Origin of the sequence: Sphingobacterium sp. 18053, from assembly GCF_902706145.1 — a bacterium.
Lineage (GTDB): Bacteria > Bacteroidota > Bacteroidia > Sphingobacteriales > Sphingobacteriaceae > Sphingobacterium > Sphingobacterium paramultivorum.
In genome coordinates this window covers 711,640-736,881 of record NZ_CACSJW010000003.1, presented here as the reverse complement: position 1 = coordinate 736,881, position 25,242 = coordinate 711,640, and the positions used below count along the sequence as shown (strand labels likewise).

Annotated in this window: 21 protein-coding genes and 1 tRNA gene; 11 read left to right on the top strand and 11 right to left on the bottom strand. The window is 39.3% G+C overall.

Going from position 1 to position 25,242, the window contains the following annotated elements:
• Positions 1-108 (bottom strand): PT domain-containing protein (locus GVK91_RS27740; RefSeq protein WP_159728284.1); only part of this gene is annotated, 108 nt, incomplete at its 3' end.
• Positions 109-198: 90 nt separating this feature from the next.
• On the opposite strand from GVK91_RS27740, the gene GVK91_RS09855 reads away from it, so the two are divergent.
• Positions 199-732, top strand: coding sequence for a helix-turn-helix domain-containing protein (locus GVK91_RS09855; protein ID WP_159728282.1), 534 nt, complete (start codon positions 199-201; stop codon positions 730-732).
• A 200-nt stretch (positions 733-932) separates the two neighbouring features.
• Positions 933-1,568 carry an IS3 family transposase gene (locus GVK91_RS09850; protein WP_159728280.1) on the top strand — a complete coding sequence of 212 codons (636 nt, stop codon included), beginning with the start codon at positions 933-935 and terminating at the stop codon, positions 1,566-1,568.
• Positions 1,569-1,629: 61 nt separating this feature from the next.
• Here GVK91_RS09850 and GVK91_RS09845 read toward each other — a convergent pair whose 3' ends face one another.
• Positions 1,630-3,669 (bottom strand): M13 family metallopeptidase, encoded by a 2,040-nt coding sequence (locus GVK91_RS09845; protein WP_120336360.1) that lies wholly within the window; start codon positions 3,667-3,669, stop codon positions 1,630-1,632.
• Positions 3,670-4,126: 457 nt separating this feature from the next.
• Between GVK91_RS09845 and GVK91_RS09840 the strand changes: the two genes are divergently transcribed.
• Both GVK91_RS09840 and GVK91_RS09835 read left to right on the top strand, forming a co-directional pair.
• The gene (locus GVK91_RS09840; protein ID WP_159728278.1) at positions 4,127-7,294 is read left to right on the top strand and encodes a SusC/RagA family TonB-linked outer membrane protein; all 3,168 of its coding nucleotides are present in this window, start codon (positions 4,127-4,129) and stop codon (positions 7,292-7,294) included.
• 23 nt (positions 7,295-7,317) lie between these two features.
• The gene (locus GVK91_RS09835) at positions 7,318-8,805 is read left to right on the top strand and encodes a SusD/RagB family nutrient-binding outer membrane lipoprotein (protein WP_159728276.1); all 1,488 of its coding nucleotides are present in this window, start codon (positions 7,318-7,320) and stop codon (positions 8,803-8,805) included.
• Between the two features lie 91 nt (positions 8,806-8,896).
• Here the strand turns inward: GVK91_RS09835 and GVK91_RS09830 are convergent, their stop codons facing one another.
• A complete protein-coding gene (locus GVK91_RS09830; RefSeq protein ID WP_159728273.1) occupies positions 8,897-9,907 on the bottom strand; it encodes a GTP-binding protein in 1,011 nt (336 codons plus the stop codon).
• A gap of 66 nt (positions 9,908-9,973) precedes the next feature.
• Entirely contained in the window at positions 9,974-10,645 is a 672-nt protein-coding gene (folE, locus tag GVK91_RS09825; protein WP_153846501.1) for a GTP cyclohydrolase I FolE, read from the bottom strand.
• A 168-nt stretch (positions 10,646-10,813) separates the two neighbouring features.
• Here folE and GVK91_RS09820 point away from each other — a divergent pair, with 168 nt between their 5' ends.
• Positions 10,814-11,305 carry a hypothetical protein gene (locus GVK91_RS09820; RefSeq protein ID WP_159728271.1) on the top strand — a complete coding sequence of 164 codons (492 nt, stop codon included), beginning with the start codon at positions 10,814-10,816 and terminating at the stop codon, positions 11,303-11,305.
• A 240-nt stretch (positions 11,306-11,545) separates the two neighbouring features.
• Here GVK91_RS09820 and GVK91_RS09815 read toward each other — a convergent pair whose 3' ends face one another.
• The gene (locus tag GVK91_RS09815) at positions 11,546-12,838 is read right to left on the bottom strand and encodes a TIGR00341 family protein (RefSeq protein WP_159728269.1); all 1,293 of its coding nucleotides are present in this window, start codon (positions 12,836-12,838) and stop codon (positions 11,546-11,548) included.
• Between the two features lie 257 nt (positions 12,839-13,095).
• Between GVK91_RS09815 and GVK91_RS09810 the strand changes: the two genes are divergently transcribed.
• The gene (locus tag GVK91_RS09810; protein ID WP_088162509.1) at positions 13,096-14,064 is read left to right on the top strand and encodes an ROK family protein; all 969 of its coding nucleotides are present in this window, start codon (positions 13,096-13,098) and stop codon (positions 14,062-14,064) included.
• Between the two features lie 241 nt (positions 14,065-14,305).
• The gene (locus tag GVK91_RS09805) at positions 14,306-14,689 is read left to right on the top strand and encodes a hypothetical protein (protein ID WP_145330466.1); all 384 of its coding nucleotides are present in this window, start codon (positions 14,306-14,308) and stop codon (positions 14,687-14,689) included.
• Between the two features lie 66 nt (positions 14,690-14,755).
• Here GVK91_RS09805 and GVK91_RS09800 read toward each other — a convergent pair.
• From GVK91_RS09800 to GVK91_RS09785, 4 genes are all read right to left on the bottom strand, one after another.
• A tRNA-Leu gene (locus GVK91_RS09800) sits at positions 14,756-14,837 on the bottom strand.
• A gap of 194 nt (positions 14,838-15,031) precedes the next feature.
• A complete protein-coding gene (locus GVK91_RS09795; protein WP_159728267.1) occupies positions 15,032-16,090 on the bottom strand; it encodes a hypothetical protein in 1,059 nt (352 codons plus the stop codon).
• Positions 16,091-16,263: 173 nt separating this feature from the next.
• Complete coding sequence (locus tag GVK91_RS09790) at positions 16,264-16,707, bottom strand: hypothetical protein (protein ID WP_200845578.1); 444 nt, start codon at positions 16,705-16,707, stop codon at positions 16,264-16,266.
• Positions 16,708-16,869: 162 nt separating this feature from the next.
• Positions 16,870-17,859 carry a preprotein translocase subunit SecD gene (locus tag GVK91_RS09785; protein WP_159728265.1) on the bottom strand — a complete coding sequence of 330 codons (990 nt, stop codon included), beginning with the start codon at positions 17,857-17,859 and terminating at the stop codon, positions 16,870-16,872.
• A gap of 435 nt (positions 17,860-18,294) precedes the next feature.
• On the opposite strand from GVK91_RS09785, the gene GVK91_RS09780 reads away from it, so the two are divergent.
• The 3 genes from GVK91_RS09780 to GVK91_RS09770 all read left to right on the top strand — a co-directional run bounded on the left by GVK91_RS09780 (position 18,295) and on the right by GVK91_RS09770 (position 20,317).
• Positions 18,295-18,615, top strand: a complete 321-nt coding sequence (locus GVK91_RS09780) for a hypothetical protein (RefSeq protein WP_159728263.1) — start codon at positions 18,295-18,297, stop codon at positions 18,613-18,615.
• Positions 18,616-18,911: 296 nt separating this feature from the next.
• On the top strand, positions 18,912-19,478 hold the full coding sequence (locus GVK91_RS09775) for an RNA polymerase sigma factor (protein ID WP_159728261.1): 567 nt from the start codon (positions 18,912-18,914) through the stop codon (positions 19,476-19,478).
• 2 nt (positions 19,479-19,480) lie between these two features.
• Positions 19,481-20,317 (top strand): anti-sigma factor, encoded by an 837-nt coding sequence (locus tag GVK91_RS09770; RefSeq protein WP_159728259.1) that lies wholly within the window; start codon positions 19,481-19,483, stop codon positions 20,315-20,317.
• A 64-nt stretch (positions 20,318-20,381) separates the two neighbouring features.
• On the opposite strand, the gene GVK91_RS09765 is transcribed toward GVK91_RS09770, so the two are convergent.
• Positions 20,382-21,215 (bottom strand): ferritin-like domain-containing protein, encoded by an 834-nt coding sequence (locus tag GVK91_RS09765; RefSeq protein WP_159728257.1) that lies wholly within the window; start codon positions 21,213-21,215, stop codon positions 20,382-20,384.
• 21 nt (positions 21,216-21,236) lie between these two features.
• Positions 21,237-21,959, bottom strand: coding sequence for a ferritin-like domain-containing protein (locus tag GVK91_RS09760; RefSeq protein ID WP_159728255.1), 723 nt, complete (start codon positions 21,957-21,959; stop codon positions 21,237-21,239).
• A 426-nt stretch (positions 21,960-22,385) separates the two neighbouring features.
• Between GVK91_RS09760 and GVK91_RS09755 the strand changes: the two genes are divergently transcribed.
• Entirely contained in the window at positions 22,386-25,199 is a 2,814-nt protein-coding gene (locus tag GVK91_RS09755; protein WP_153846489.1) for a PAS domain S-box protein, read from the top strand.
• Positions 25,200-25,242: the final 43 nt, after the last annotated feature.

The following is a 25,242-nucleotide window of genomic DNA, read 5'->3' as shown; positions in this document are numbered from 1 at the left end:
GTTGGTTGGTTGGTTGGTTGGTTGGTTGGTTGGTTGGTTGGTTGGTTGGTTGGTTGGTTGGTTGGTTGGTTGGTTGGTTGGTTGGTTGGTTGGTTGGTTGGTGCGCAAAAGAAATATATGTTGGATTAAACAAAACTACAGGAGCTGCCTTTTTTGCAGTGCCCCCAAAAAGTTAGACACTTTCTGGGGGCATTTTTTATGAATAAGAAAAAGAAGCACAGTTTTGAATTTAAGCTGAGCTGTGTTAAACAGATGGATGAGCATTATCGCTCTGCAAAATCTCTTGGCAGAGAATTAGGAATCACCTATTCGTTACTTGATACCTGGTATAGGATATATAAGTATCATGGATCTGCAGGACTTCTTCCCAAAAAAGGGAAAAGGATCTTTAGCCCGTCTTTTAAGTTGTCAGTCCTTAACGCAATCCGTGAAGAAAGTTTATCTTTGAAAGAGGCTCGCGTGCGCTTCGACCTTTCCTCGGATGACCACATTATCAACTGGCAGAAAAGACTGGATGAGTTTGGTCCGGCAGGATTGGAGCCGCGGGCTAAAGGAAGACAACCTATGACTAAGAAAGCAAACCAACAGATCAAGCGAAAGGCCGGGAAAACGAATAAACCACTCACGCGTGAAGAGGAACTTTTGCAGGAGAATGAGTATTTACGGGCGGAAAATGCTTTGCTAAAAAAGCTCCAAGCCTTAGCTCAAGAAGAAAACAAGCGCAAGCCATAATGGAGCTAAGGCATCAATTCGACCTGGATACCATGTTGAGCTGTGTTAAAATGGCAAGGAGTACTTTTTATTATTACTCCGGGAAATCTGGACAACCTGACAGGTATGAACGGGTAAGGAACCTGATCAGCAGGATATACCATGACCATAAGGGGCGCTTTGGCTATCGCCGTATCGCACTGATGCTCAGGTGATATGAAGTGAGCATCAACCATGAGGCCGTGCTTAGGCTGATGGGAGAAATGAAGCTGAAGAGCCTGATCAGGGTGAAAAAATACCGGTCCTACCGGGGTGACCTGGGCAAGATAGCTCCCAATATCCTTAACAGGGAATTCAAGGCTGACAGCCCAGCCCAAAAATGGGCTACTGATGTTACAGAGTTCAAAGTCAGGGGAAGAAAGCTCTACCTTACCCCGATCATTAATCTGTTCAATCAGGAAATTATCAGTTATGAGCTTACTGACAGACCGGTGTTCAAGGCGGTAATGGACATGTTGAAAAAATCACTTCCTTTTGCAAAAGTATCCTCACAGTTGATTTTACATTCAGATCAGGGATGGCAATATCAAATGCAGAAGTATCAACAGTGGCTCAAAGAAAACGGAATCACTCAAAGCATGTCCAGAAAAGGAAATTGCCTTGATAATGCTGTAATTGAAAATTTCTTTGGAACTTTAAAATCAGAGCTGTTCTATCTAAAACAATATGAATCAACAGAGAAGTTAAAAAGCGAAATAGAAGATTATATCTCCTATTACAATAATCAACGGATAAAACTAAATTTAAATGGAATGAGCCCGACAGAATATCGAGCTCATTATTACAAATCTAATTAACTAAATTTGTCCAATCTTTTGGGGGCAGTCCATTTTTGAGACAGCCCCTGTATAATGCTTATTACCAAATTTTAATTCTTTCTTCCGGTGACTTGTATAGTTTGTCTCCTTGTTTAACATCAAAAGCTTTGTAAAAAGCGTCAACATTGATCAATGGACCAAAACTTCTGAAATATCCTGGAGAGTGTGGATCAGTTTTAACTTGATTGACCATATATTTTTCACTGGATAGGGTTCTCCATACAGTTGCCCAGCTTAGGAAAAAGCGTTGATCTTGCGTGTATCCACTTATTTCACCTGGGTTTCCCTTATCTTTTAAATATAGTTGAAGTGCATCGTAAGCAATGTTTACACCTCCTAAATCCGCGATATTTTCACCGTTTGTAAATGTTCCGTTGACGAAAGTGCCTTTTACAGGTTCATATTTATCGTATTGAGCTGCGAGTGTTTTTGTTGCTTTTTCAAAATTGGCTTTATCTTCTGGTGTCCACCAGTCTACCAAGTTTCCGTCCGCATCAAATTGTGCGCCCGAGTCGTCAAATCCGTGGCTCATTTCGTGGCCAATTACGGCACCTATACCACCGAAATTGACAGCTGCGTCAGCTTGTGGGTTAAAAAATGGCGGTTGAAGAATAGCGGCCGGAAACACGATCTCATTGTTTACGGGATTGTAATAGGCATTTACTGTTTGTGGAGTCATTCCCCATTCTGATTTGTCAACAGCCTTACCAATTTTAGCCAGATCCTTTTCATATCGCCATGTGGTGATATTTTGGAGGTTAGCATACAGATTACCGCCTTTATTTTCAGATAGAATATTCAATTTAGAATAATCTTTCCATTTGTCAGGATAGGCAACTTTTACAGTGAATTTGTTTAATTTTTCAAGCGCTTTTCCTTTTGTAGCCGAAGACATCCAGCTTAAATCGTTGATATGGACTGCAAAACTTTTCTTTAAATAGTCGATCAATTCGACCATTTGTGCTTTAGCCTCAGCTGGAAAATATTTTTCGACATATAATTTTCCGAAAGCTTCACCTAATGTGGAATTGATCAGTTCAAATCCTCTTTTATTTAATGCTCTTTGTTCTTGTTGACCTCTTAAATACTTACCATAAAAAGCAAATCGCATGTCTCCTAATTTTTCGCTTAAATAAGAGGCACTACCGTTGATCATATGGAATTTTAAGTAATCTTTAATAACAGGAAGGTTTTGTGCACTGACCAATTTATCGAAGTTCTTGTAATAACCTAATTCCCCAATGATTACTTTTTCTGTATTGACACCTACTTTTTTAAGGTACTCAGGTAGATTTACATTTTTAACCAAGGCGGTTAACTCTGCCATGGTCTGCGGATTGTACTGTAACGTATTATCACGGCTTTGTTCATTGGTCAAGTAGGTCTTCGCAATGCTTTTTTCGTAGTCAACGATTCCTTTTGCGGCAGCATCAGCATTTTTATAGCCTAATTCGGTTAACATGGAAGCTACATATTTTTGATACTCGGCAATAGCTTCGGTATTTTTTTCATTTTCTTTTTGATAATAATCTCTTCCTAGTCCTAAGGAGGCATCTCCTAAGTAGACCGCGTTCATTTTGGAATCTTTTAAATCAGCGTAGACCCCCCAGCCATAGAAATTATTCTCACCTTCTTTCGTTACGGAAGTTAAATAATTCTGAAGATCTTTTAGGTTTTTAATCGCGTCGATTTTGTTTAAATTTCCCTGAATCGGCTTAATACCGTCTGCATTTCTTTTCTGTAAGTTCATGTAAGAAGCATACAGGTCCTGTATTTTTTTACCCTCACTTCCTTCAGGAAATTTATCTTTTAAAAGTGAGTTCAGAATTTTCATCGAATTGTTGTCCGTATCTTCTGCCAATTTATTGAAGCTTCCCCAAGTGGGTTTGTCAGAAGGAATTTTAGCCGTTTTCATCCAGGTCCCGCTTACGTAGTTGTAAAAGTCATCCTGTGGACGTACAGATTTGTCCATTAAGCTCAGATCAAGTCCTTTGTCGGATCCTGTACCTGCTGTCTGTGCTTCCGCATGCTGTGTGTAGACTCCAGCCAAGAAAATTAGGGCAAGTGTTAATTTTTTCATTGTTGTTTTAATGTTGTATGATTTTCAATAATTCAATCTGGGAGTACGCACAAATTACGGGTAAAATAGCTTATGTTATTTGCTCCGGGTAATTCGATTTGTAGCAGCCATGTCAATAATTAGCTGTGATTTTTTTTAAGCTAAAAAAATCATTTACACAAATGACGGAAAATTCTAATTCAGCAACAAGTAAATTTGATCATTATCTGTCATTTTATTAAACTAATCGGGTAGAGTAGCATGTTATTCGTTTGCTAACGAATAACATGGATGTACTTTTTAAAGTACATCCTTTGATGTGTTGTTGAACGCTCCACTATCTGACTTAGCTAAGTTGTTTTAGGACAAGAAGAAATACTAAACTTAATATGGAAATACTAAACTTAATATGAATTTAGTTTAGTATTAATAAACGATGTTTAATATTGCTTACATTTTCATCTATAAGTAAGCGATTATGTTCAAACTATCCTATTCAATTTCACCTAAAGTTACTGGCCTAACATTGTCATTGGCCATGCTGGCTACGCAGGGGTTTAGCCAGACCCGATCGTTCCAGGGGAGACTGGTCGATTCATTGAGTCAAGGCGCTATTCATGGCGCAACAATTCGTAATTCTCATTTAGCTAAGCTTGTTTCATCGGATCATTCCGGTAAATTTGTGATCGATGCACATATCGGTGATACGCTAAGAATTGGCTACATGGGGTATCTTCCCAAGGTTTTCATTGTTGGTAATCAACCTTCATCCGTTATTTCGCTTATACCGAACCAACAATCCCTCAATGAGGTGGTTGTAACTGCGCTTGGTATCAAAAAAGAAAAGCAGGCTATTGGCTATTCAGTGCAGGAAATAAAAGGCAAAGAGATGGTTAAAGCTCGGGAACCAAATGCTATTTCTGGTTTAGCTGGACGCGTGTCTGGCTTAACAATTACACCGAGTACAAACTTATTTGGAGACCCGGGTATCACGTTACGTGGTCGGAGTAATATTCTTATTGTGGTCGATGGCATGCCGATTAATACCGACTCATGGAATCTTAGTCCGGATGATATCGAATCCTACTCTGTCTTAAAAGGGGCAAATGCTGCGGCATTATATGGGAACAGAGGTCAAAATGGAGCGATTGTGATAACGACAAAACGAGCAAAATCACAGGATAAAGGTTTCCAGGTTGAATTTAACTCAAGTACACAATTGCAGACGGGGTATAATGCCATACCAAAAATTCAAACCGAATATGGCCCGGGTTCAAATTATCAATATGCTTTTAAAGATGGTCGTGGGGGTGGAATCAATGACAACGATTACAACATTTGGGGACCCCGATTTGAAGGACAGCTTATTCCGCAATATAACAGTCCGATAGATCCAAAAACAGGACAGCTTATTCCCATACCTTGGGAGGCCAAAGGAAAAGATAATTTGAAGAAATTTCTTCAGAATGGTCTTTTGAGTACGAACAATATTGCTATATCGACCAAAAATGATCATGGTGATCTACGCTTATCTGCGTCTCAGATGTTTCAACGGGGAACTACGCCTAACACGAAATTGGGAAGTACCAATATAAATCTTACCGGAGGCATTAACGCTGGTAGTAAGCTCCGTTTCGATGCGAGCATAAATTACAATAAGCAGTATTCACCAAATTATCCAAATATTGCTTATGGACCAAATAGTCCTATATACATTCTTACATTGTGGGGAGCGGCAGATTATGATATTGATGATCTTCGCAACTATTGGCAGCCTGGGAAAGAAAATGTACAGCAGTACAATCGTGAATACACCATTTATGACAATCCTTGGATGACGGCTTATGAAAATTTGAGGACTTATGATAAGGATGATATCTACGGTTACGTGTCGGCTAATTACAAGCTTAATGATAAATTGTCATTAAATGCACGTACAAGTGCTAGTACCTGGAATAGGAATAGAACGATTAAAATTCCAATTTCTGCCAACTTATATAATTATAATATCGGTGGAAGCCGTGTTGGAGGTTATCAGGAAACCTATGATACTTTTTGGGAAAATAATACAGAGGTCTCCTTAAAATACCAAAACCGTATCGCCGAGGGCATAGGCTTCTCAGGCTCAGTATTTGGTAATTTAAGAACCGTCAGTGTCAAATCGCTGTTTGCACGTACAGATCGTGGATTGACTGTGCCCGGTGTTTATGACTTAAGCAATTCGATCATGCCCACGGTGTCTACTAACGATCGCGCCCTGCGCCAGGTCGGAAGTGTTTATGGATTCATGGATATAGACTATAAAAGCATGTTATTCTTAAATCTAACGGGGCGATTTGATAAATCTTCGACGATGCCGGTAAAGAATAACACCTACTTCTACCCATCGGCTTCACTAAGCGCTGTGATTTCACAGATGGTCACTTTGCCTAAGGTTATTTCCGCATTAAAAATCCGTGGAGCATATGCTAACGTTGCGAGTGATTTCGTCAATGAATCGGCCCAGTACGATATTTATAAACTTTTGCCGGCATACAGTAATTATGGTCGTTGGGCCAATTCATTGACCGGCGTAACATATACTGATGTATTACCTAACCCGGATCTCGTGGCAGAGCGTGTGAAGACGGCTGAAATAGGTTTGGAAACTCGTTTATTTAACAACCGTCTGGGTTTCGATTTTGCTTTTTTTAGAAACCTGGAAGGTCCCAGGATTATCGAATTGGCTACGTCAGTTACTTCAGGTGTAAGAGCGAGACAAACCAATGGGTTGACTTTATTGCGTAAAGGTATCGAGCTGAGTATCGATGGGACTTTGATTCAACAGAAAGATTTTAGCTGGAATGTAATGGTCAATGCATCAACAAATCATGCCTGGCTACATGACATCGATGGGCATCAAACGCGTTCGGGGAATGTTCGTGTTGGTGAACGATGGGACGGATATTACGTGAATGATTTTCAGCGTGATGAAAAAGGAATGCCAATTGTGGGTACAAATGGTTTGCCAGCTTACAATCCTTATGTGAGCAGAATAGGTTATAGTGATAATAAATTTACGGCTAGTATCAGCAATAGTTTCCGATACCGTGATTTCAGTTTTAGTTTTCTTGTGGACGGCCGCTTTGGTGGTTTAATAAAAAATGTGCAGGATGCCAAACAGTGGGGATCGGGAACACACCCCGAATCAGCAAATGAATATCGTCTAAAGGACTGGGAAAATAGGGATGTCAAAGATTATAAAGGAACTGTCATGACCAATGGGTTAAAAATAGTCAAGGGGCAGCTCAATACAGATCAGGATGGTAAGATAATTTCCGATACAAGGGAATTTGCCCCAAATGATATTTCTGTGTTGTGGCAAAATTGGGCCACTAATTACTATCAGTCGGGACCAATTACGGCCAAAAGCCGAACCTTTGTCAAATTACGGGAGATCGTTTTCAGTTATAATGTACCTGCCAACTTGTTGAAAAATTCCAGATTCTTCCGCAGTGCAAGTGTTTCAGTGGTCGGTAGGAATTTGCTGTATTTCACTGGAAAAGGTACCCAAAATATGGATTTGGACCAATTCACCAGTGCTAGCTCAGACTACCAGACACCATCAGTAAAGAGCTTTGGTCTAAATCTTAATGTAACCTTCTAAAAACTTAGTCAAAATTTTTAAAAATGAAGTACTTTAAATCCACTCTCATTCTTCTCCTGTTCGGGTGCTCTTTCAGTTCCTGTAAAAAGATAACGGATCTACAAAAAGACCCAGCGGCTGTATATAATCCTGCTCCAAAACTTTTGTTTACAGGAATACTCATGCGTTCTTATGATGCGCCATGGAGTGAAGATCATCGACATAATCAGTACATGACACAAAATGAGGCCTATTATGCGGGGCAGCCTTATGGATGGACTACAGGCTCTTTTGAAACGCCCTATGGTATATTGCGTGATGTGTACCGTATGGAAATCGAAGCTGCAAAAACTCCTGAATTGAGTGCTGTTTATATGACCATGGCCAAATTTTTCAAGGCTTATTTCTTTGCCCGAACGACTGAAATGTTTGGTGATATTCCATTGACAGAGGCTCTGCAAGGTGAATCAGCTGGCAATTTTGCCCCCAAATACAATACCCAGTTGGAGGTATACCAGCAAGTGCTTAGCTGGCTTGAGGAGGCGAATAATGAACTAGCAAATCTAAAAGAAAAAGGCAATACATTAGATGGCGATTTCTTTTACAATGGCAAGCCTGAGCAGTGGCAGAAACTGGTCAACTCATTTAAGCTACGTGTTTTAATTAGCCTCAGCAAACGTGCCGATGATAGTCCCGCATTGCGGGTGAAGGAACGCTTTGCGGAAGTTTTAGCGAATCCAACCAAATACCCGCTGATTCTTGAAAATCGGGATAATTTTCAACTCCTTTACAATAATATTAACACCTATCCGCTGTGGCCAACAGACGGTGTGATTATAAAAAAGGATGTGCGAAACACATTGGGAGCAACCTACCTGAATATTTTAAAGACTTTACAGGATCCAAGATTGTTGATTCAGGCACTGCCGGCTTCGGCGATGCCTTCTGATCCTACGCGCCCCTTCGACGTATACAATGGCGGGAAAACAGGCGACCTACAGAGTACCTTGCTAAAACAAGCGGCGGATGGACAGCTATCTATGATCAATTTCGATTATTGGCTCGCTTCGCCGTCGGGGGTTCCGTCTATTCAACTTGGTGCCTCCGAAGTCCAATTTGCCCTGGCAGAAGGTATCAATCGCGGTTGGGCTAGCGGAGATGCTGCGGTAAGATTTCAGTCGGGGATAAGTCAGTCGATGCTGTTCTACGGAGTTTCTCAAGACAAGATCAATTTATTCTTACAGGCAAATCCTTACAAAGGAAACAATGCGGAAGGGTTAAAGCAGATCTTAACACAAAAATATGTGGCATTTTTTGAAAACTCAGGAAAACAGGCATTTTTTGAGCAGCGCCGGACAGGAGTGCCAGTTTTTGATATAGGACCTTCGAATGCCAATAATAACCAGATACCGAAACGGTGGGCATACCCTAAGACCGAATACAGTACCAACGAAACTTACTTGAAAGAAGCTTTGCAACGTCAGTTTAATGGATCAGATACCCAAAATGACATTATTTGGCTTATTAAATAAAATACAAAGTAAGCGGAATTAGTCATGGAAAGAGCTCTCGGACGCAAATTCGAGAGCTCTTTTTACGTAGACAATCGTTTCTATAAATCGTTTATTGCTTCTCTTTGATGGTTAACATACGTATCAGGAGGTCTTGTATGGAGAGGCTATCCAGCTCTTTTCCAATAAATACCAGTGTATTCATTTTTCTTTCATCCTTTTTCCAATGGTTACCGTAGTCCATATCGACACGTGAACCGACTGTCTGTATAATGATTTTATTTTCTTCATCTTTTTTATAACCAATTCCCTTCATTCGGTAAATTTTGTTTGGATACTTGCCGACAAGTTTGCTCAAGCCGAGAAAAAGGTTTACGAAATTAAATTCTTCAGCAAAAGTATAGACGCGCGTTGCAATATCACTCAGATGTTGTTTTGTCAGACTTGATTTGCCAAGTATCATTGAACTGCTTAGATTAACATTCTTCAGAAAAGAAAAAGCTTCTATTTTTTTTGTGTACTTTATTCCTTCAATTATTTCGAAAGGAAATCCCTCCGTTACTGTTGACTGGAGAGTTTTCGCAAGTGGGTTTACATGTGCTAAGTAGTTGCTTAAATAGCTCAAATATGCTGAATGTACCGCTTCCGTTTTGTTGATGATAATGACGTCGGCGGCCGTGATTTGCCGTAACACTTCATCCCTTTCCTTGATCTGATCTTCAATAAGTGCAGCATCAACCAAACAAATAATTTTTTTTAATGGGAAGTAGTTCTTAAACATTGGATGCATTGTAAAGGGTTCTGTTATAGCATCGGGTATAGCAAGACCTGTACATTCAATAACGAGTTCATCAAAGCTGTCCTGTTTTTGATAGAGCGATTCGAGTGCGGTGTAAAGTTCATCGTTCAGCGTACAACAGAGACATCCCTCTTGGAGTGCTACCAGTTGTCCATAGTTTTCATTGAGCAAGGAGCTATCTATATTTAGTTGTCCTATCTCATTTTCAATGATAGCAAAACGTTTTTTCGGATAGGATTTCATTAGGGCATTTAGAAAAGTCGTCTTTCCTGCACCTAAAAAGCCAGTTAAAATGGTTACTGGACGAGCATGAGCTGTATTCATTTGCGATGATTATACATTTAATCTGCTTCTGTTATTATCCCAACGAAAGTTGGGGAAAGGCAGATCTTATTTCAATAAATTGAAAAATTCGTTTCGTTTACTTTCTGATAAGAATATACCGCTGTATTCCAGTGTTGTTGTACTGCTGCTAGTGTCTTTGACACCCCGAGCGGAGACACAGAGATGATCGGCATCAATCACAACAATAATATCATCTGTTGCTAAGGTACATCTGAGCTCATTGTAAATCTGTAAAGTAAGACGTTCCTGCACCTGTGGGCGATGCGCATAATAGTCTACAATGCGGTTTATTTTTGATAGTCCTATTACGCGGTCTTTGGGGATATAGCCTATATGTGCCCGCCCTACGATTGGTAAAAAATGGTGTTCACAGGCTGAATTTACCCGTATGTCTTTTTCTATCAATAGCTTATTGTAGCCATAGCGATTTTCGAAGGTGGACAGCTTGGGCTTGTTAACCGGATTAAGGCCATAAAACAATTCGTTGATATACATTTTTGCTACACGATAGGGCGTTCCGCTCAGACTGTCGTCTTGGAGGTCGAGGCCAAGTTCATACATAATGCCCTTAAAAAGTTGAGATATCTTGTTGATTTTTTCTTCGTCTGTTCGATCAAATGCATCGGAGCGTAAGGGAGTATCCATTGAAGTCATCATGTGTTGGTCTCCTAAATCTTCCGGATTGGATGCCGCATCTTTTTTTAATAATGTGTTCATATATTAATTTTTATCAAATCGTGCTGATTATACCTGTTGCCTATTGTCAAATGGAGTTGTCATTTCATAGCGCTATTCGTGTTATAAATATAGTTAAAAAACAGTAAATGCAATATGGTTGCTTTTGTGTTTTTTAACTATATTTGATAGACAAATCTTTAATACGTTATGTTTAAGCAATTTATTCTAGTTTTTTTGTTTGTTATTGCAGGAAGTAAAACTAATCCAGTCTTTTCTCAAGGGGTAACGGAATCACAACATTTGGTCGATCATAAGCCTTTGATGAATGAGGTTTGGAAAACCTTTGACACTATGCTCTATAAAGTTAACAAGGTTAATGGCAAGACGGTTTACACCCCCTATTTTCCGAGTAAGCTGGCGAAACTGGATGGAACAAGTGTAGAGTTGCAAGGCTATATGGTACCGTTAAAGGCCGGTCTTCGCCATAATAGGTTCCTTTTGTCGGTTTTGCCAGTGCAGCAATGTATGTTTTGCGGACAAAATGGTATTCCACCAATGGTGGAGGTTACGCTGAGCGACAACAATAAAGTGTGGTTAAAAGAGAATCCTGTTATTGTAAAAGGTTATGTCAAATTAAATGAGAAAGATCGGAGCAGGGTTGAAATCTTTATAAGAGATGCAGCTCTTTTAAAACAGTAAGGATCATCGAAAGCTAACGACTCCGCCAGGTCCACCAAAGAATGATTCCATAAATAAGCACAGCGACCGCAAGCAGTAAAAATAGTTCGAAACTGTCTCCGGAAAACTAGTCGATTGTGAAAGAAAGGCAGATATCAGTGTTGTACGGCTAATTGTCTTAAAAGGTAGTGGATTTCAGGAAGTGAAGAAAGAGCTTGTTTAAACCGTCAGATCGTCGGCATAGAACGAGCTGACTCAAGTCTATTTACGTATAATTTCCACACTATCTTTCGGAAAATGATTTTGTAGCCATTGTTGTAGCTTTTCCTGTTGTGTTTGAGATAGCGGAGTTTTGGTAGAATAAATAAATGCGACAAGGTTGGCTAAGCTATCCTTTTTGCTGTAATGCTGTTGTATACCAATGCTATAGGAGCTTAGTTCGGGGAACAATACCAAGATATCCCGATCGAGCTGTGGATTGGCCAATTGGTATTTGGTAAGTTCATTATTGAGAGCTCTTATGGTAAGGTCTTTTTCACTTACAGCAGCGGTACGCCTATCGATTTCGCTAAGAATACTCGATTTTAGGTCTAAACTGTCCTGATGAATAACCAGCGAGGTATTGGTAATCCCAAATGTTTCCATGCTGTGTTGTAGAGACTCAACTTCTTTTTTGCTGAATTTTTTTGATAAGAAAGCCAGTTCTAATTTCTTTGGATTACCATTCATCTCCAGTTTTTCATAAATAACCGTATAACCTTTATTGCTCAATTCTTGTTGAACGAACTGATTTACTTTGTTTGTGTATTTTTTTTCTTGCAGTAGATTGTAGGCAAAATATACGCTCGGCAATACAAGTATAATTGTGATGATGGTAATACTTTGCGTAATTCTTTTTTCCCGTTGCTGATCGACATAATGTGTTTTGGGGTACCGTAAATATTTGACAATCACAAAGGTCGAAATGCAGATAAAAACACAGTTTATTATATATAGGAATAATGCGCCGGCGAAATAGCTGAAATTGCCTATTGCGAGCCCATAGCCCGCGGTACAGAGCGGAGGCATCAGGGCTGTTGCAATTGCTACTCCGGGAATTGGATTGCCCTTATCCACTCTTGTAATAGCAATGACACCGACCAGACCACCGAAGATTGCAATCATGACATCGTAAATATTGGGTGATGTGCGTGCTAGTAATTCAGATTGTGCCTCTTTGAAGGGACTTAAAAGAAAATAGATAAACGACACGACTAAACTGATCAATGTGGCGATCAGTAGATTTTTTAACGATTTTTTTAATAACGGAAAGTCAAAAGTCCCTAAGGCAAATCCAGCTCCTACTATTGGCCCCATTAACGGAGATATCAGCATGGCTCCTATAATGACGGCAGTAGAATTTACGTTCAATCCAACAGACGCCACTACAATCGCGCAGGCTAGAATCCAGGCATTAGCTCCGCGAAAAGAAATATTGCTGACAACATTTTCCAGAACAGCTTCCTTTTTTTCTTCACCTTGGTGTAGATCAAAAAATCGTAATATTTTATTCATAAATTTATTGTTGTACTAAAAAATATAAATATAGGGCCTAAACTATTCTTAACGTGCTAAAACTATGCCGCCTTTGGTAATTTGTTGTGCGTAGGCGGTAAAATAAAGTAGCGATGCCGGACACATCCAACTTTGATCGGATTGCTCGTGATCATAAATAGCGTTCCCTACAGGTATAAAATGGCAAGAAGATTTTGTCGACTGCTCATAAAATATTATCTTTTAGTAATTTTAGAACTAAGAAACAAGAAATAGAAATGTCGTTAATAGATTTATCAAGACGCGTAGCGTTGGGAATAGATATCGGAGGGACCAATACGAAATTTGGCGTGGTCAATCATCGCGGTGAAGTACTTGAAAAGGGAAGCATAAAAACAGATGATTATGAGACAGTAGAGGAGTTTATCGATGCGTTGTATGAAAAAGCATCTCCTTTAATTGAAAATTTTGGAGGTAAAGATAGCTTTGATGGAATTGGCGTTGGTGCTCCGGATGCGAATTATTATACTGGAACCATAGACCATGCGCCAAATCTTCCTTGGAAGGGTGTCATTCGATTCAGTGATTTAATGACCGCTAAGTTTAACATTCCCTGTACCATAACCAACGATGCCAATGCTGCAGCCTATGGTGAAATGCTTTTTGGTGCAGCGCGGGGAATGAAAGATTTTATTATGATTACCCTAGGGACAGGTGTAGGCAGCGGTATCGTCGCCGGCGGAAAGCTTATCTATGGTCATGACGGATTTGCTGGAGAATTAGGCCATACCATTGTTAAACCTGGAGGAAGGAAGCATTGGAGCACAGGTTCTGAAGGAAGTTTAGAAGCTTATGCATCCGCGACAGGAATAACGATCACGGCAAAGAAAATGAGAGCTGAATTTCCTGAGTCGATGTTAAATCAGTATCCAGAAGATGCTATAAATTCCAAGACTGTTCATGAATGTGCTTTGAAAGGGGATGCGATTGCCATCGAAGTATTTAGATATACGGGACAGAAGCTGGGTGAGGCCTTGGCCAATTTTGTGATGTTTTCATCTCCTGAAGCAATTCTCCTATTTGGTGGGGTAATTAAAGCTGGTGATTTTATCTTAAAACCTGCGAAGCTGCATATGGAAAGAAATCTTTTTCCTTTGTTTAGGAATAAAGTGAAACTTGTCTTTAGTGAATTGGAAGAAGCTGATGCTGCTATTCTTGGCGCAAGTGCATTGGTTTGGGAAAAATAAAATATTAATTTGTTCTCAAGATACTAACGCCATCTATTAGGGACACCGTTTGTATCTTGAGAACAGGTTTTTTAAGTTGTTAATTTATAAGGTCTTTCTGTTAGGGTAAATCCAATACGCTGACCAGAATTAGCGAAGAAATAACCGACTATTTCATTCCTAAGGAAAGCTGCTGTTATTTTTCGTGCATCTACAGGCATAGTCTTTGCTGATGAATTCTTTTAAACTTAAAACTATTTGTATGAAAAAGACCGTTTTTCTTCTTTTGTTGTTATGCACAGCCTTATTCTCAAAAGCAGACCAACTCCAGGCCCTAACACAAAAACAAGCGGAAACCGCAGTTGCATATCTTAAGAAAGAACCCATTGTTATTTTATGGTGTAGCTGCTGCGACAATCAAGCACCGAAAAAGATTACTGTAAACGAAGTATTTTTCAAGCAATATCCTGATGGGAAATATTATTCTGTTATCGTAAAAGGTAGAGACGAAAGCGGAGTGGAAGTGGAAGAATATGTAGATTTAGCGTATGTATTTGTGAAAAAAGGGAAAAAAGCCAAAAGTCTAGGCAAGGTTTTAAAATTTGAATGTGATCCTTGTACAAAACCATTTGACTGGTCGGTTTAAATCGTGTAGCTAAGAACTAATTTCTAAAAAAAAACTCCCGAACTTATGAGCTCGGGAGTTTTTTTGTGCGGAAGAAGGGACTCGAACCCCCACGCCTCGCGGCGCCAGATCCTAAGTCTGGTGCGGCTACCAATTACGCCACTTCCGCATTAGGATTTCTTATGATGTCGCAAATATATAAACCAAAGTGATATCTTGCAAGTCGATAAGCTAGATTCCTTCTTTTAAATACGGATCATCCTGTTTATGAATGGAATATTTTTCATTAGGATACTTGTCTCTTTGATCACATGATCTGCAGACGGCCTGTTTACCCGATTTTTCGATGAAATGCTTGCTGTCCTAATCAAGTTTTGTTAAGGCCTTTGAATTTCGCAACAAAAATACATATTGAAAAAAATCAGTTGTATGAGTTTTCTCAGCGGGTATGATATTCTCGCCAAAAAGCCGTGATTTTACAGTTATTAAATTTTGAGAAGTAGCATAGGGTGAATGTGCTGCATTGAGTTTAAACAATGATATACTATTTGGTCGACTTAATTCTTTTAGATCCTGAATGCCTTTCACGAGCATAAGTGGGCCATCTGCATTTACCCAATCTACTTTTTCATCTGCAGGGGTTGGAAATTGAGGATTCTTTGGGAGATACATTTCACTAGCAATGGTATAACTAACAAAGCTAGAGACCTTATATCCTTTATTTTTCAGGCGTGTAGCAAAAGGATCGTTGGTTGCATCCTTTCCTTTTTGTAAAACATGAAAGAAACCAAATAATCCATATAATTTTTGACCATCGATATGGTGATTTTTAATATAATTTTCCAAATTTAATAGCATAGCTGAATCCCTGGACACGTCAGATTTATCCGCTGTAAAGCTTTTGTCTATGCCAATAACAGTGATTTTTGCCGAATCGGGAAGGTTGCGGTTATAATCATAAATTTCACCCCATTTTTGATATAGCTCTAAACTAGACTGTTGCGGAATCCGTTTGCGAATGGAGCTAACCACATCTTTGAGTAGGGCGTTATCTTTTAGGGGCTTGGATAAAAAGCTGTTTAGTTTATTGGCATTTGTACTATCCATCTCAGCAATGTAATATTTAACACCGAGTTTTTTGTTCAAATAGAATAGCAGCTCTTTGTCCAACTTTTGATTGTCTGCGTAGCCATGAATTTCCCCAAGTAAAAAAATATCCGAGTTATAGAAGCTATTGTCGAATAGAGAATCTACAATACGATCCTTAATCTCCGTTTTATGGAGCTTGAGATACGCTATATTTTCCGCAGTGGTATTTCCTATAAATATCCGATTGGAAATGAAAAAATAGAGGAATAATAACCCAGTAATGGCCAGTATAGAAAAAAATGTGATCTTAATAAATTTAAAAAACTTTTTCATAAATGAGGTTTTGGCAAAGGTATTATTTTTCAAGGAATGAACCAATAAGTATCCATGCATATAATTAAAATATATGTATTGGTATTTTTAAGAATTGAGTCATTCTTCAATAGAATTGGGTCATTCTTCAATGACTATTGCCATAGTACGATTACTGGCGAACCGCTGCGGGCTTATTTTACAGTTTTTTGTACGATAACAGAGATTTTGTAGTTACCCCGTAGCGTTTGTGTCCCTTGTTCCTTGTTCGGATAAGGGGCGATATCTTGTAATGAAATGGTATATCCGTTGGTATTGGCAGTTCTTTGATAGCCTCTATCCTGTAAATCTATTGTAGCGAGCTTTATGATCGTGGGTTTGGTTGCTTTTTCTGCGATCTCAATTTCTGCTACTGCAACTCCAGACCAGATACAGTTGACGCCTTCAGGGCAACGGCTATCTTCTGAAATACCATTAAATTTGATCTTGATCGGATATTCTCGCAATGATTTTATTTGTCCCTCAGCTAAGGATACACTTTCTGTCTCTTTTCTATTTGCAATACTTTCCTTTTGCGTTGCACAACTTGCTAGTGAGCAAATTCCTAGTCCAATAATAATCGTTATATAATTCATCATCTTTGCCGAAATAAAACTAGTGTATATGTTATCCGGTTATTACTACCAAAATTAAGCCATATTTAAGAGGTCTCGCTAGTATTAATCGCCGTTTATGTCACTGTTTGTCACTCTTAATAGTGCTAAAATCCTATTTGGATCATTGCTGTGGCTTTTGAGTGATTATTGCTGTGATCCATTTTCATAATGATATGATTTTTGAGGTTCGTCACAGCTCGTAAAGAATAAGCTGGTCTTAGCTAGTTTTGATTTATCGAATCTTTCATCTTGCAGAAAGGACAGACCCTGCCGGATGTACTTATTTAAATACCGATCGTCTTGCTCAGGATTTCCTGCAAAAAAAGCTTCATTGTCTGATGCAAACTTGCTGATATATCTTTTGGTGACAGGATCTAAAATGTACTGTTCGAGGTCAGGGTAAAATGTTGTGTAATGTGCATTGCTAAATATTTCTGTGGGGTCGATATAGTTTGACTGATCATAATCCTTCTTCATGGTCAATATTTCGTTCCAATGCTCTTGATTTGAACCGTCTTGATTTTCTCTTAAAAAACCTCTTTCTCCACCATAATTGGAGAGCCTGATAGCTAATTTATTACCTTCAGCCAAATATAGGTAAGCGCTGAAATTTTGACGTGCACGTTGGGGCTTGTTATAAGCAGCTATAAAATCATTGAATTTTGCTTCATTGGTATACTGAAAGACTTGATAAGTGCTATCATCTTCCATATACTGACTTTGTACAATGAATTTAAGCGATTGAACCGGTTTGGATTCCTGATGAACAAAAGGAGGGCTGAAACAGTTTGCTTTGTCATTGAAAACCCGATTTGTACTGTCATTATCAAATTGTACATAGGTTTTTCCGCTTTCAAAACCTGCCAGATTGAAACGAGTACTGTCTTTGAAGTTAGCATTGTGACGCCCATACAGTTGAAATAAAGGGGCTTCATCCGGATAGAAAAGCAGGTAATCTTTTTCAAAAACATAGGACCCGAAAACAGATGTAGCATAACCATATAACAGAAATTTGCCATCTTCAAAAAGACAAATTCCGCTATTACCACCATACTGTCCACTGATTGTCTTTGCCTTATCTTTTCCGCTTGGAAAATAGTGCGTGACTTGCTGTGCTTTACTATTTGTTACCATAAGGATAAGACTAATTAAGCCTAGAATTTTTTTAATGAATGACGTGCTTTTACTTTCTTTCCGCATATCTTTTGTTGTTTATCAAATTTAAACCATTGCAACACTGGTTCAATGGTGGTATTTACAATCCGTGCAGGGATTTTACGATTCGCCGAAACCTGTAAGGGGCAAACTGACACATATCCTTTCGCTTGGTAAATTAGTGGTTTTATCCGTCGTAATTTCAACTTACATTAATATTTTTTTCCACCTATTAGAACAAAATATACCCCCACTTACACCGCTGGTTCGAATATCTTTGATTCTCGTCTGATGAACACTTCGCCTGCTTTGAATGTTCATGGAAATTTATGATGATTTTATAGCCAATAAGATAAATAGATGTCAACACTAACCCGTATAAATGCATATATGCATCTCAAAAAACATATTCGAATGAATGTAATTGCAGATCTTGATATGAGTATTTTCTATTTTAAGAAAAGACCTTTCATCGTGATGGATTTGTCAAATGAAAAGATATATTTCAATGATAGTGGATTAGAATGGTTACGTTCAGAAAAACAACTAGAACAGCCTGTTCAATGGACTCGGAGTAAATATCTTCCCTCCAAAAATTGGGTGGGACTAGCTTTTAATAACGAAAGAGATGATTTGATTATCCAGTTAATTGATGAATTTTATCTGGCGACATGTGATATGCTGTTGATAAATCCAATTTCTAAGGGGAATTCTTCTTGTAAATTAAGCTATTAGATAAATTTTAGTAAATCTAACTGTGGATACCAGATTAGCGGAAAATGAAAACTACAAGCTGATTATCTGGCCTAATTAAGTTAAATTGATCCGTTCTAGTGGGACTACTAGTGGAATTAAGTAACCAAAAACAGGAATTGAGTAATGTAAAATACTAATAACAAATGCCATCCGCATATATGCTATGGTATAGTAGGTATTTTAACCTGTTTTATAGGTACTTTAACTTATTTTATTTTAGTTGCTTTTTTTTCTGATTTTTAATATCCATCTTTAGATCATTATAAGCGTGAAATTTGAGTCCATTACATAACCTTTCTGAAGAAACATTGATTCTTTTGTTGAAAAAGAAGAATCAGCAGGCTTTTAGTTATCTTTACGATCACTATGCCAATGCGCTCTTTGGTGTGGTTTGTCGTATAGTGGCCTCAACTGAGCATGCGGAAGAAGTCATACAAGACGTATTTGTCAAAATCTGGCGACACATCGATGTTTTCGATGCTGAAAAAGGCCGTCTTTATACCTGGATGATCAACATTGCCCGTAATACAGCCCTCGATCATCGAAAATCAAAAGCGATCGTAAACGAACAGAAAAACCAACCGCTTTCAAATATCGTAAATAGAGAGGAAGAACAAGATCAAAGTCAGGGCGAACTACATACGAAAGCAGATTTTATTGGATTCAGAAATATTTTAGATAAATTGAAGCCTGAATGGCGTATCTTGATTGAGATGGCCTACTATGAAGGATATACACAACAAGAAATAGCTGAACAACTTGATGTCCCGCTGGGAACGGTAAAAACTCGTACCAGAGCGGCATTTATACAGTTACAACAATTACTAAAGGAGTATCGTTAATTTTGGATATTAGAGCATACATATCGTCGGGGATTATTGAATCGTACGTTTTGGGGCTGGCTTCTGAAGAGGAAGTGAGCATCTTGAATTGTATTCGAAAAAATAATGTCGAAGTGGAACAAGCCATCATCGAAGCAGAAATTGCACTCGAAGAGTTGGCTGATAGCCAAGCGATGGAGATGCCTATGCAGTTCAAACAAGATATATGGAATAAACTCATAGCGGAAAATCTAGTGCCAAGCGAAGATCAGGAAGTCAACGAAGTACTTGCCCCCGCCTCGACAGTCCATAACGAAGTAATTGCTATCGATGCCGACAAGAAAACGCTCGGTGCTCGATCTTACACATGGACGGTTGCCGCGAGTCTATTGTTAGCGGTTAGTATTGGTGCCAATATTTTCTTATATCAACGTAAACAGGATACAGCAAATAAGTTAAATCAGACAACGTCCTTACTTGATGCTGAACAAGAAAAACTCGCAACCTTACAGGATAAATGGACCCTCGTTCAAAATCCAACGATAAAAACGATCCCTCTTAAGGGAGTTGAGCATACACCCGACTACCGTGCCTTGGTATTTTGGGATCAGGCATCAAAGGCAGTTTATCTAAGCATTGAGCACATGCCAGTTGCACCTAAAGGAAAGCAATATCAGCTGTGGGCAATGGTTGACGGTAAACCTGTTAATGCAGGTGTTGTTCCATTGGACTCAAAAGGAGACACTGCAAGTAAGATGCTCGATATTCCCCAGGCCCAGGCTTTTGCCATTACGCTGGAAGATGAAGGCGGGAAAGATGCGCCAACGCTCAGTGCATTATGTGTGATGGGGAGTATATAAAAAAAATGCCCTGATGGGATAAACCGATCAGGACATGCTAAAAACAGGTAAACTACGTCTTTTGTTAGGATTTTATAAATAAACCTGCAATATTAAGTACAGCTTCTGCAGTTAGAGGTTCGTCGAATGACTGGGTTGCCGCATTGGTCGAAATTTTCCCCGAGGCGCCTGGCAAAGTCGTAATATCCACTCCCGCTTGTGTCACATTATTTTCGCCTGCATATACCGGATCGACAACTGCTCCTATACCACTGTCATTGCTTCCTGTAATCCAAGGTTTTTGATTGGCGGCTCCACCTCCGCGGGCACGGCGCATTTGACGGATATGGGAGGCATGTCTTGCCTCAACCGAATGGATCTGCAGCGCGGCAGTCAGTACAACGCGATTGCCAAGTAAAATTCCCGCCTGGCCTTTATAAGCTCTTACACCAGTGTCTTCAAATGCTTGTGCGACAGCTAGAAATGTATCATAGTCACTGAAAACATTGCCAAAAGTGCCACCAGCAGTAAAATCAAAGGTTGGTTTTGAAACAGCTTTACTGCCCAATACCTGTTTAAGAAAATTCACATGTGCAACTTCATGGTCACGAATGGTGGTTATCGCACCAAGTGGTTTACCTGTGGGGATAAGACCTGCCTTGGCAACACCCATTGTGTAATATTCTGCTTCGAGATATTCCAATGTCAAGGCATAGTTGAGTACACCATTTACATCTGTGGGCGCGGTGGCACCGTATGCTTTTTTAAAGAGTTCACCTATCATAAAGGGCAGGGCAGCCAAGGTTACTTTTTTACTCATTGAAGCCAAACTTTTGATTGCTTCACGGCGAGGGCTGATGCGATCGCTGAATTCAGGATCTACAGCATTTATTTGTTCAAAAACGTTTAAGAGATTCATGATAATCAGATTTTTGGTGAATTAATAGGTTGGTAGATCACTAACATCAATCTTGGACTTAATAAATGGTGCAGCGGCACTAAGCACCACGCTTGGACTCTTTGCGAGATCAAGACCATTTGAATCCACTACTTCTTGATTGGCAAAACTGCCGTTGTCGATCATATCCCTGACCCAAGCGGCATGTCGTGCTTCAACGGAAACAATCTTACCTGCCAATAGTAAATAATTGACATCTTTGATTAGCCAACCAGCACCATTGTAGGCCGAAACACCAAGGTCTTCAAATGTTTTTGCTGTTGCCAGTACTGTTTCACGGCTACTGAAATTGACGCCAGCTAGGTTAAATTCGAGACTTGAAATGGCTTTTGCACCCAAGGCCACTTTGAAGAACTCACGGTGAGCAATTTCATGATCACGGATATCGGTGAAAAAAGATTTTTCCATATCCGTCATACCGCTATAGGGATTATTGACTAACTGGATGTAGAATGCAGCTTCAAGTTGTTCAAGTGCATAGGCATAATTTAGGATAGCAATGTCGCCGCTGCCAAAATACATGCCCTTGCCGCCATTATCCATGCCATCATCGCGGTCTTTTTTACAGCTCGATATACCGAGTATGGCTAATGTCGCTGCGCTGGCTCCTGCATATTTTAAAAAGTCTCTTCGTCTGAGATCTCTTTTGTCCATGTCACTATTGGAGTTCAATAGTGTTTCGTTGTGGGAGGTTATCTTTTCCATAACAAAAGTCTTTTAGTTTATAATTTTTTCTCTGTACTTATACCCATTTACGACTTTTTGGAAGGCTTGGATTTCACAAGTTCATTTTTTTTTTAAATATATTTCCTCACATTGAAAAATCAAGCAAAAAGAAACGCTCTAGCTCATTGTTTATGCACTTTTAGTTTTATAGTTTATTTTTTTATTTAAAACTATTTTAGTGTAGCGGTGTTCATGTTTATATTTTATTATGCTATTACCGCTGGTTTTCTACTTTTTACTGTAGACTCAGGAAAGTCAATACTAAATCCAGATTAGTTGGGCATTGGAATGATTAAATCAATCGTTAGAAGATTAGTGAAATATTATTTATACGCTAGAGCAAGCTAGACATTAGGACCTATAAAGATTTCGAAGATAAAACTAATAACGAATACAGGCTTTTGTATGAATGCTAAATTGTTGCCTACAAATGAATCGGATCGAATACGCGTGTTGCATGAGTACGAAATTTTAAATACTGCAACAGAGGAAGAATTCGATCGCATTACAAAAATTGCATCGCTTGTATGCGGTACACCTATTTCATTGATCTCATTGGTGGATAAAGACAGGCAGTGGTTTAAGTCGCGCGTTGGTTTGGAGACTGAAGAAACCAGACGGGATGTATCTTTCTGCCAATATACCTTGGAAGAAGATCAACTGATGGAAGTTGAAGATGCTGAAAAAGACGAACGTTTCAAATCAAATGAGCTTGTTACCCGAGAACCAAATATCCGTTATTATGCTGGTTTACCATTAATCGATCCCAATGGCTATGCCTTAGGTGCGCTATGCGTTATCGATCGTGTTCCAAGGCAGCTCGACCAGCATCAAAAAGAAATTCTAACCCTTCTCCGGGATGAAGTTGTTACGCTTATTGTCAACAGAAAGGAGAAAGAAAAGTACAGGGAAAGTGAACAAAAGCTGAAAGCATTTTTCGATAATTCTCAGGGGCTTATGTGTACCCATGATCTGAAAGGGAATTTCATCACCGTCAATGATGCTGGAGCCAGGATCTTAGGCTATACGAGAGATGAGATTCAGACTTTATCTCTTTTTGATATTGTTCCATCGGAGGGGCACAAGAATTTACAGGACTACCTGGACGCGATTGTTCGGCATGGAACAATCAAAGGAGAAATGCGTACCATGACTCGTTCGGGTGACATGCGTATCTGGATGTTTAACAATATTCTGCAGACCAGTGAGAACAAAATACCTTATGTGATTGGTAATGCAGTAGATATTACAGAACAACATTTTCTAGAAAAGAAGCTTAAGCATGCACAGGCGACATTGATGCGGACTGGAAGGGTAGCTAGAATTGGGGGCTGGGAATATACGCCTGCTGATGGGAAGATTGTTTGGTCCGAAATTACGAGAGAAATTCATGAGGTACCCGAAGACTATGAACCAGAGCTGACAACTGCGTTACAGTTCTATAAAGCGGGAGCAAGTAGAAATAAAATATGGACTGCAATTGAACACGCACTCGCTACGGGAGAAGCTTGGGACTTGGAACTAGAGATTGTCACCTTCGCTGGTCATGAACTGTGGATACGTGCGTTGGGAAATGCTGATTTTGAAAATGGTCATTGTGTACGTTTATACGGTACCTTTCAGGATATTGATAAGCGTAAACGTATCGAAGCAGAGTCTTCAAATTCAAAAAAACTACTTGCAGAAGTGTTGGATGCAACTTCTGCTGTCGGTATTATTGCGACCGACAACGCAGGTGTAATTACATTGTTTAATACAGGGGCTGAAAACCTCTTGGGATATCGTAGTGAAGAAGTGATTGGTAAATTTGGTCTTGCACACTTTCATTTAGAAGAGGAGCTCGTGTTGAGGACGAAAGAACTGGAGGTCGAATTGGGACGTTCGGTAGATAAACTTCGTTTCTTTGTAGATATGGCAGAGCTACACGGTGCTGAGCAGAGAGAGTGGACCTATTGTCGAAAAGATGGATCTCAATTACATGTTTCCTTAGCAGTTACACTTATTAGGGATATTAATGATAATGTCATCGGTTATCTTGCGATTGCGACAGATATAAGCCGGATTATTCATCAACGCGAGGAGCTGGAAAAGGCAAAATTAGTAGCCGAGCAGGCAAGTGCAGCAAAATCACAATTTTTGGCAAATATGAGCCATGAGCTTCGTACACCGCTGAATGGAATTCTTGGCTTTACCGATCTATTGCTTGGAACAGCACTTGAAGATACGCAACGCGAATACCTTACGATCGTTGATCAATCCGCTAATTTATTGCTTGGAATCGTAAACGACATTCTGGACTTCTCTAAAATTGAAGCCGGCAAATTAGAACTGGAGATTGAACAGACCGATCTCTACGACCTGGTTATTCAGCTGACGAACTTTCTTAATCTGCAGATCAAAACCAAAAATCTAGCGTTTTATCTGAATATCGCTGCCGATGTACCGCATTATATCTGGGTTGACGCCCTACGCATCAAGCAAGTATTGATGAATTTATTGAGCAATGCCACAAAATTTACCGAGAAGGGAACCATTGAACTAAGCATTACAGTAGAATCACATGATACAGAACATGCTGTTCTGTGTTTTAGTGTCAAAGACACAGGCATAGGCATCAAAGAGGATAAATTGGAGCGGATATTTGATGCATTTACGCAAGAAGATAACTCGATGACTAAACGTTATGGCGGCACTGGTTTAGGACTGACGATATCGAATAAACTGCTTAAAATGATGGACAGTGAATTGAAGTTGGAGAGTACTTTTGGTGTAGGAAGCCGTTTCTTTTTCAACATTCATGTGCGTTCTATCTGGGAAATAAATGAGTGGGAGGGATTGAAAAAAATAAAGGATGTACTCGTTGTTGCCGAGGAAGAATCTGAACGAAATGCCTTGGCTCGGATGTTATCTTTAAAGAATATTGATAGCGTACAGGCAAAAACTGGATTTGAAGTATTACAGATGTTAAAAGGAGGACGCTGTTTTGACGCTATTTTGATCGACAATCAATTGCCTATTATCAGTGGTATCGAAACAATAAAGAATATTCGCGAAAAAAAATTTAATAACAATTTTGAGCACAACATAATTCCCATTTTTAGTGCTGAAGAGCAAGACATAGAGCTGCTTTGTCACTCTCTGGCTATAAATTGCTGGTTAATCAAACCTGTCAAGCCTGAAGACCTGTATTCTGTTTTAATAAAGAGTATTTCCGTTTAACTTTAGGCACATGGATAATTTTAATGGTATGATACAAAGGAAG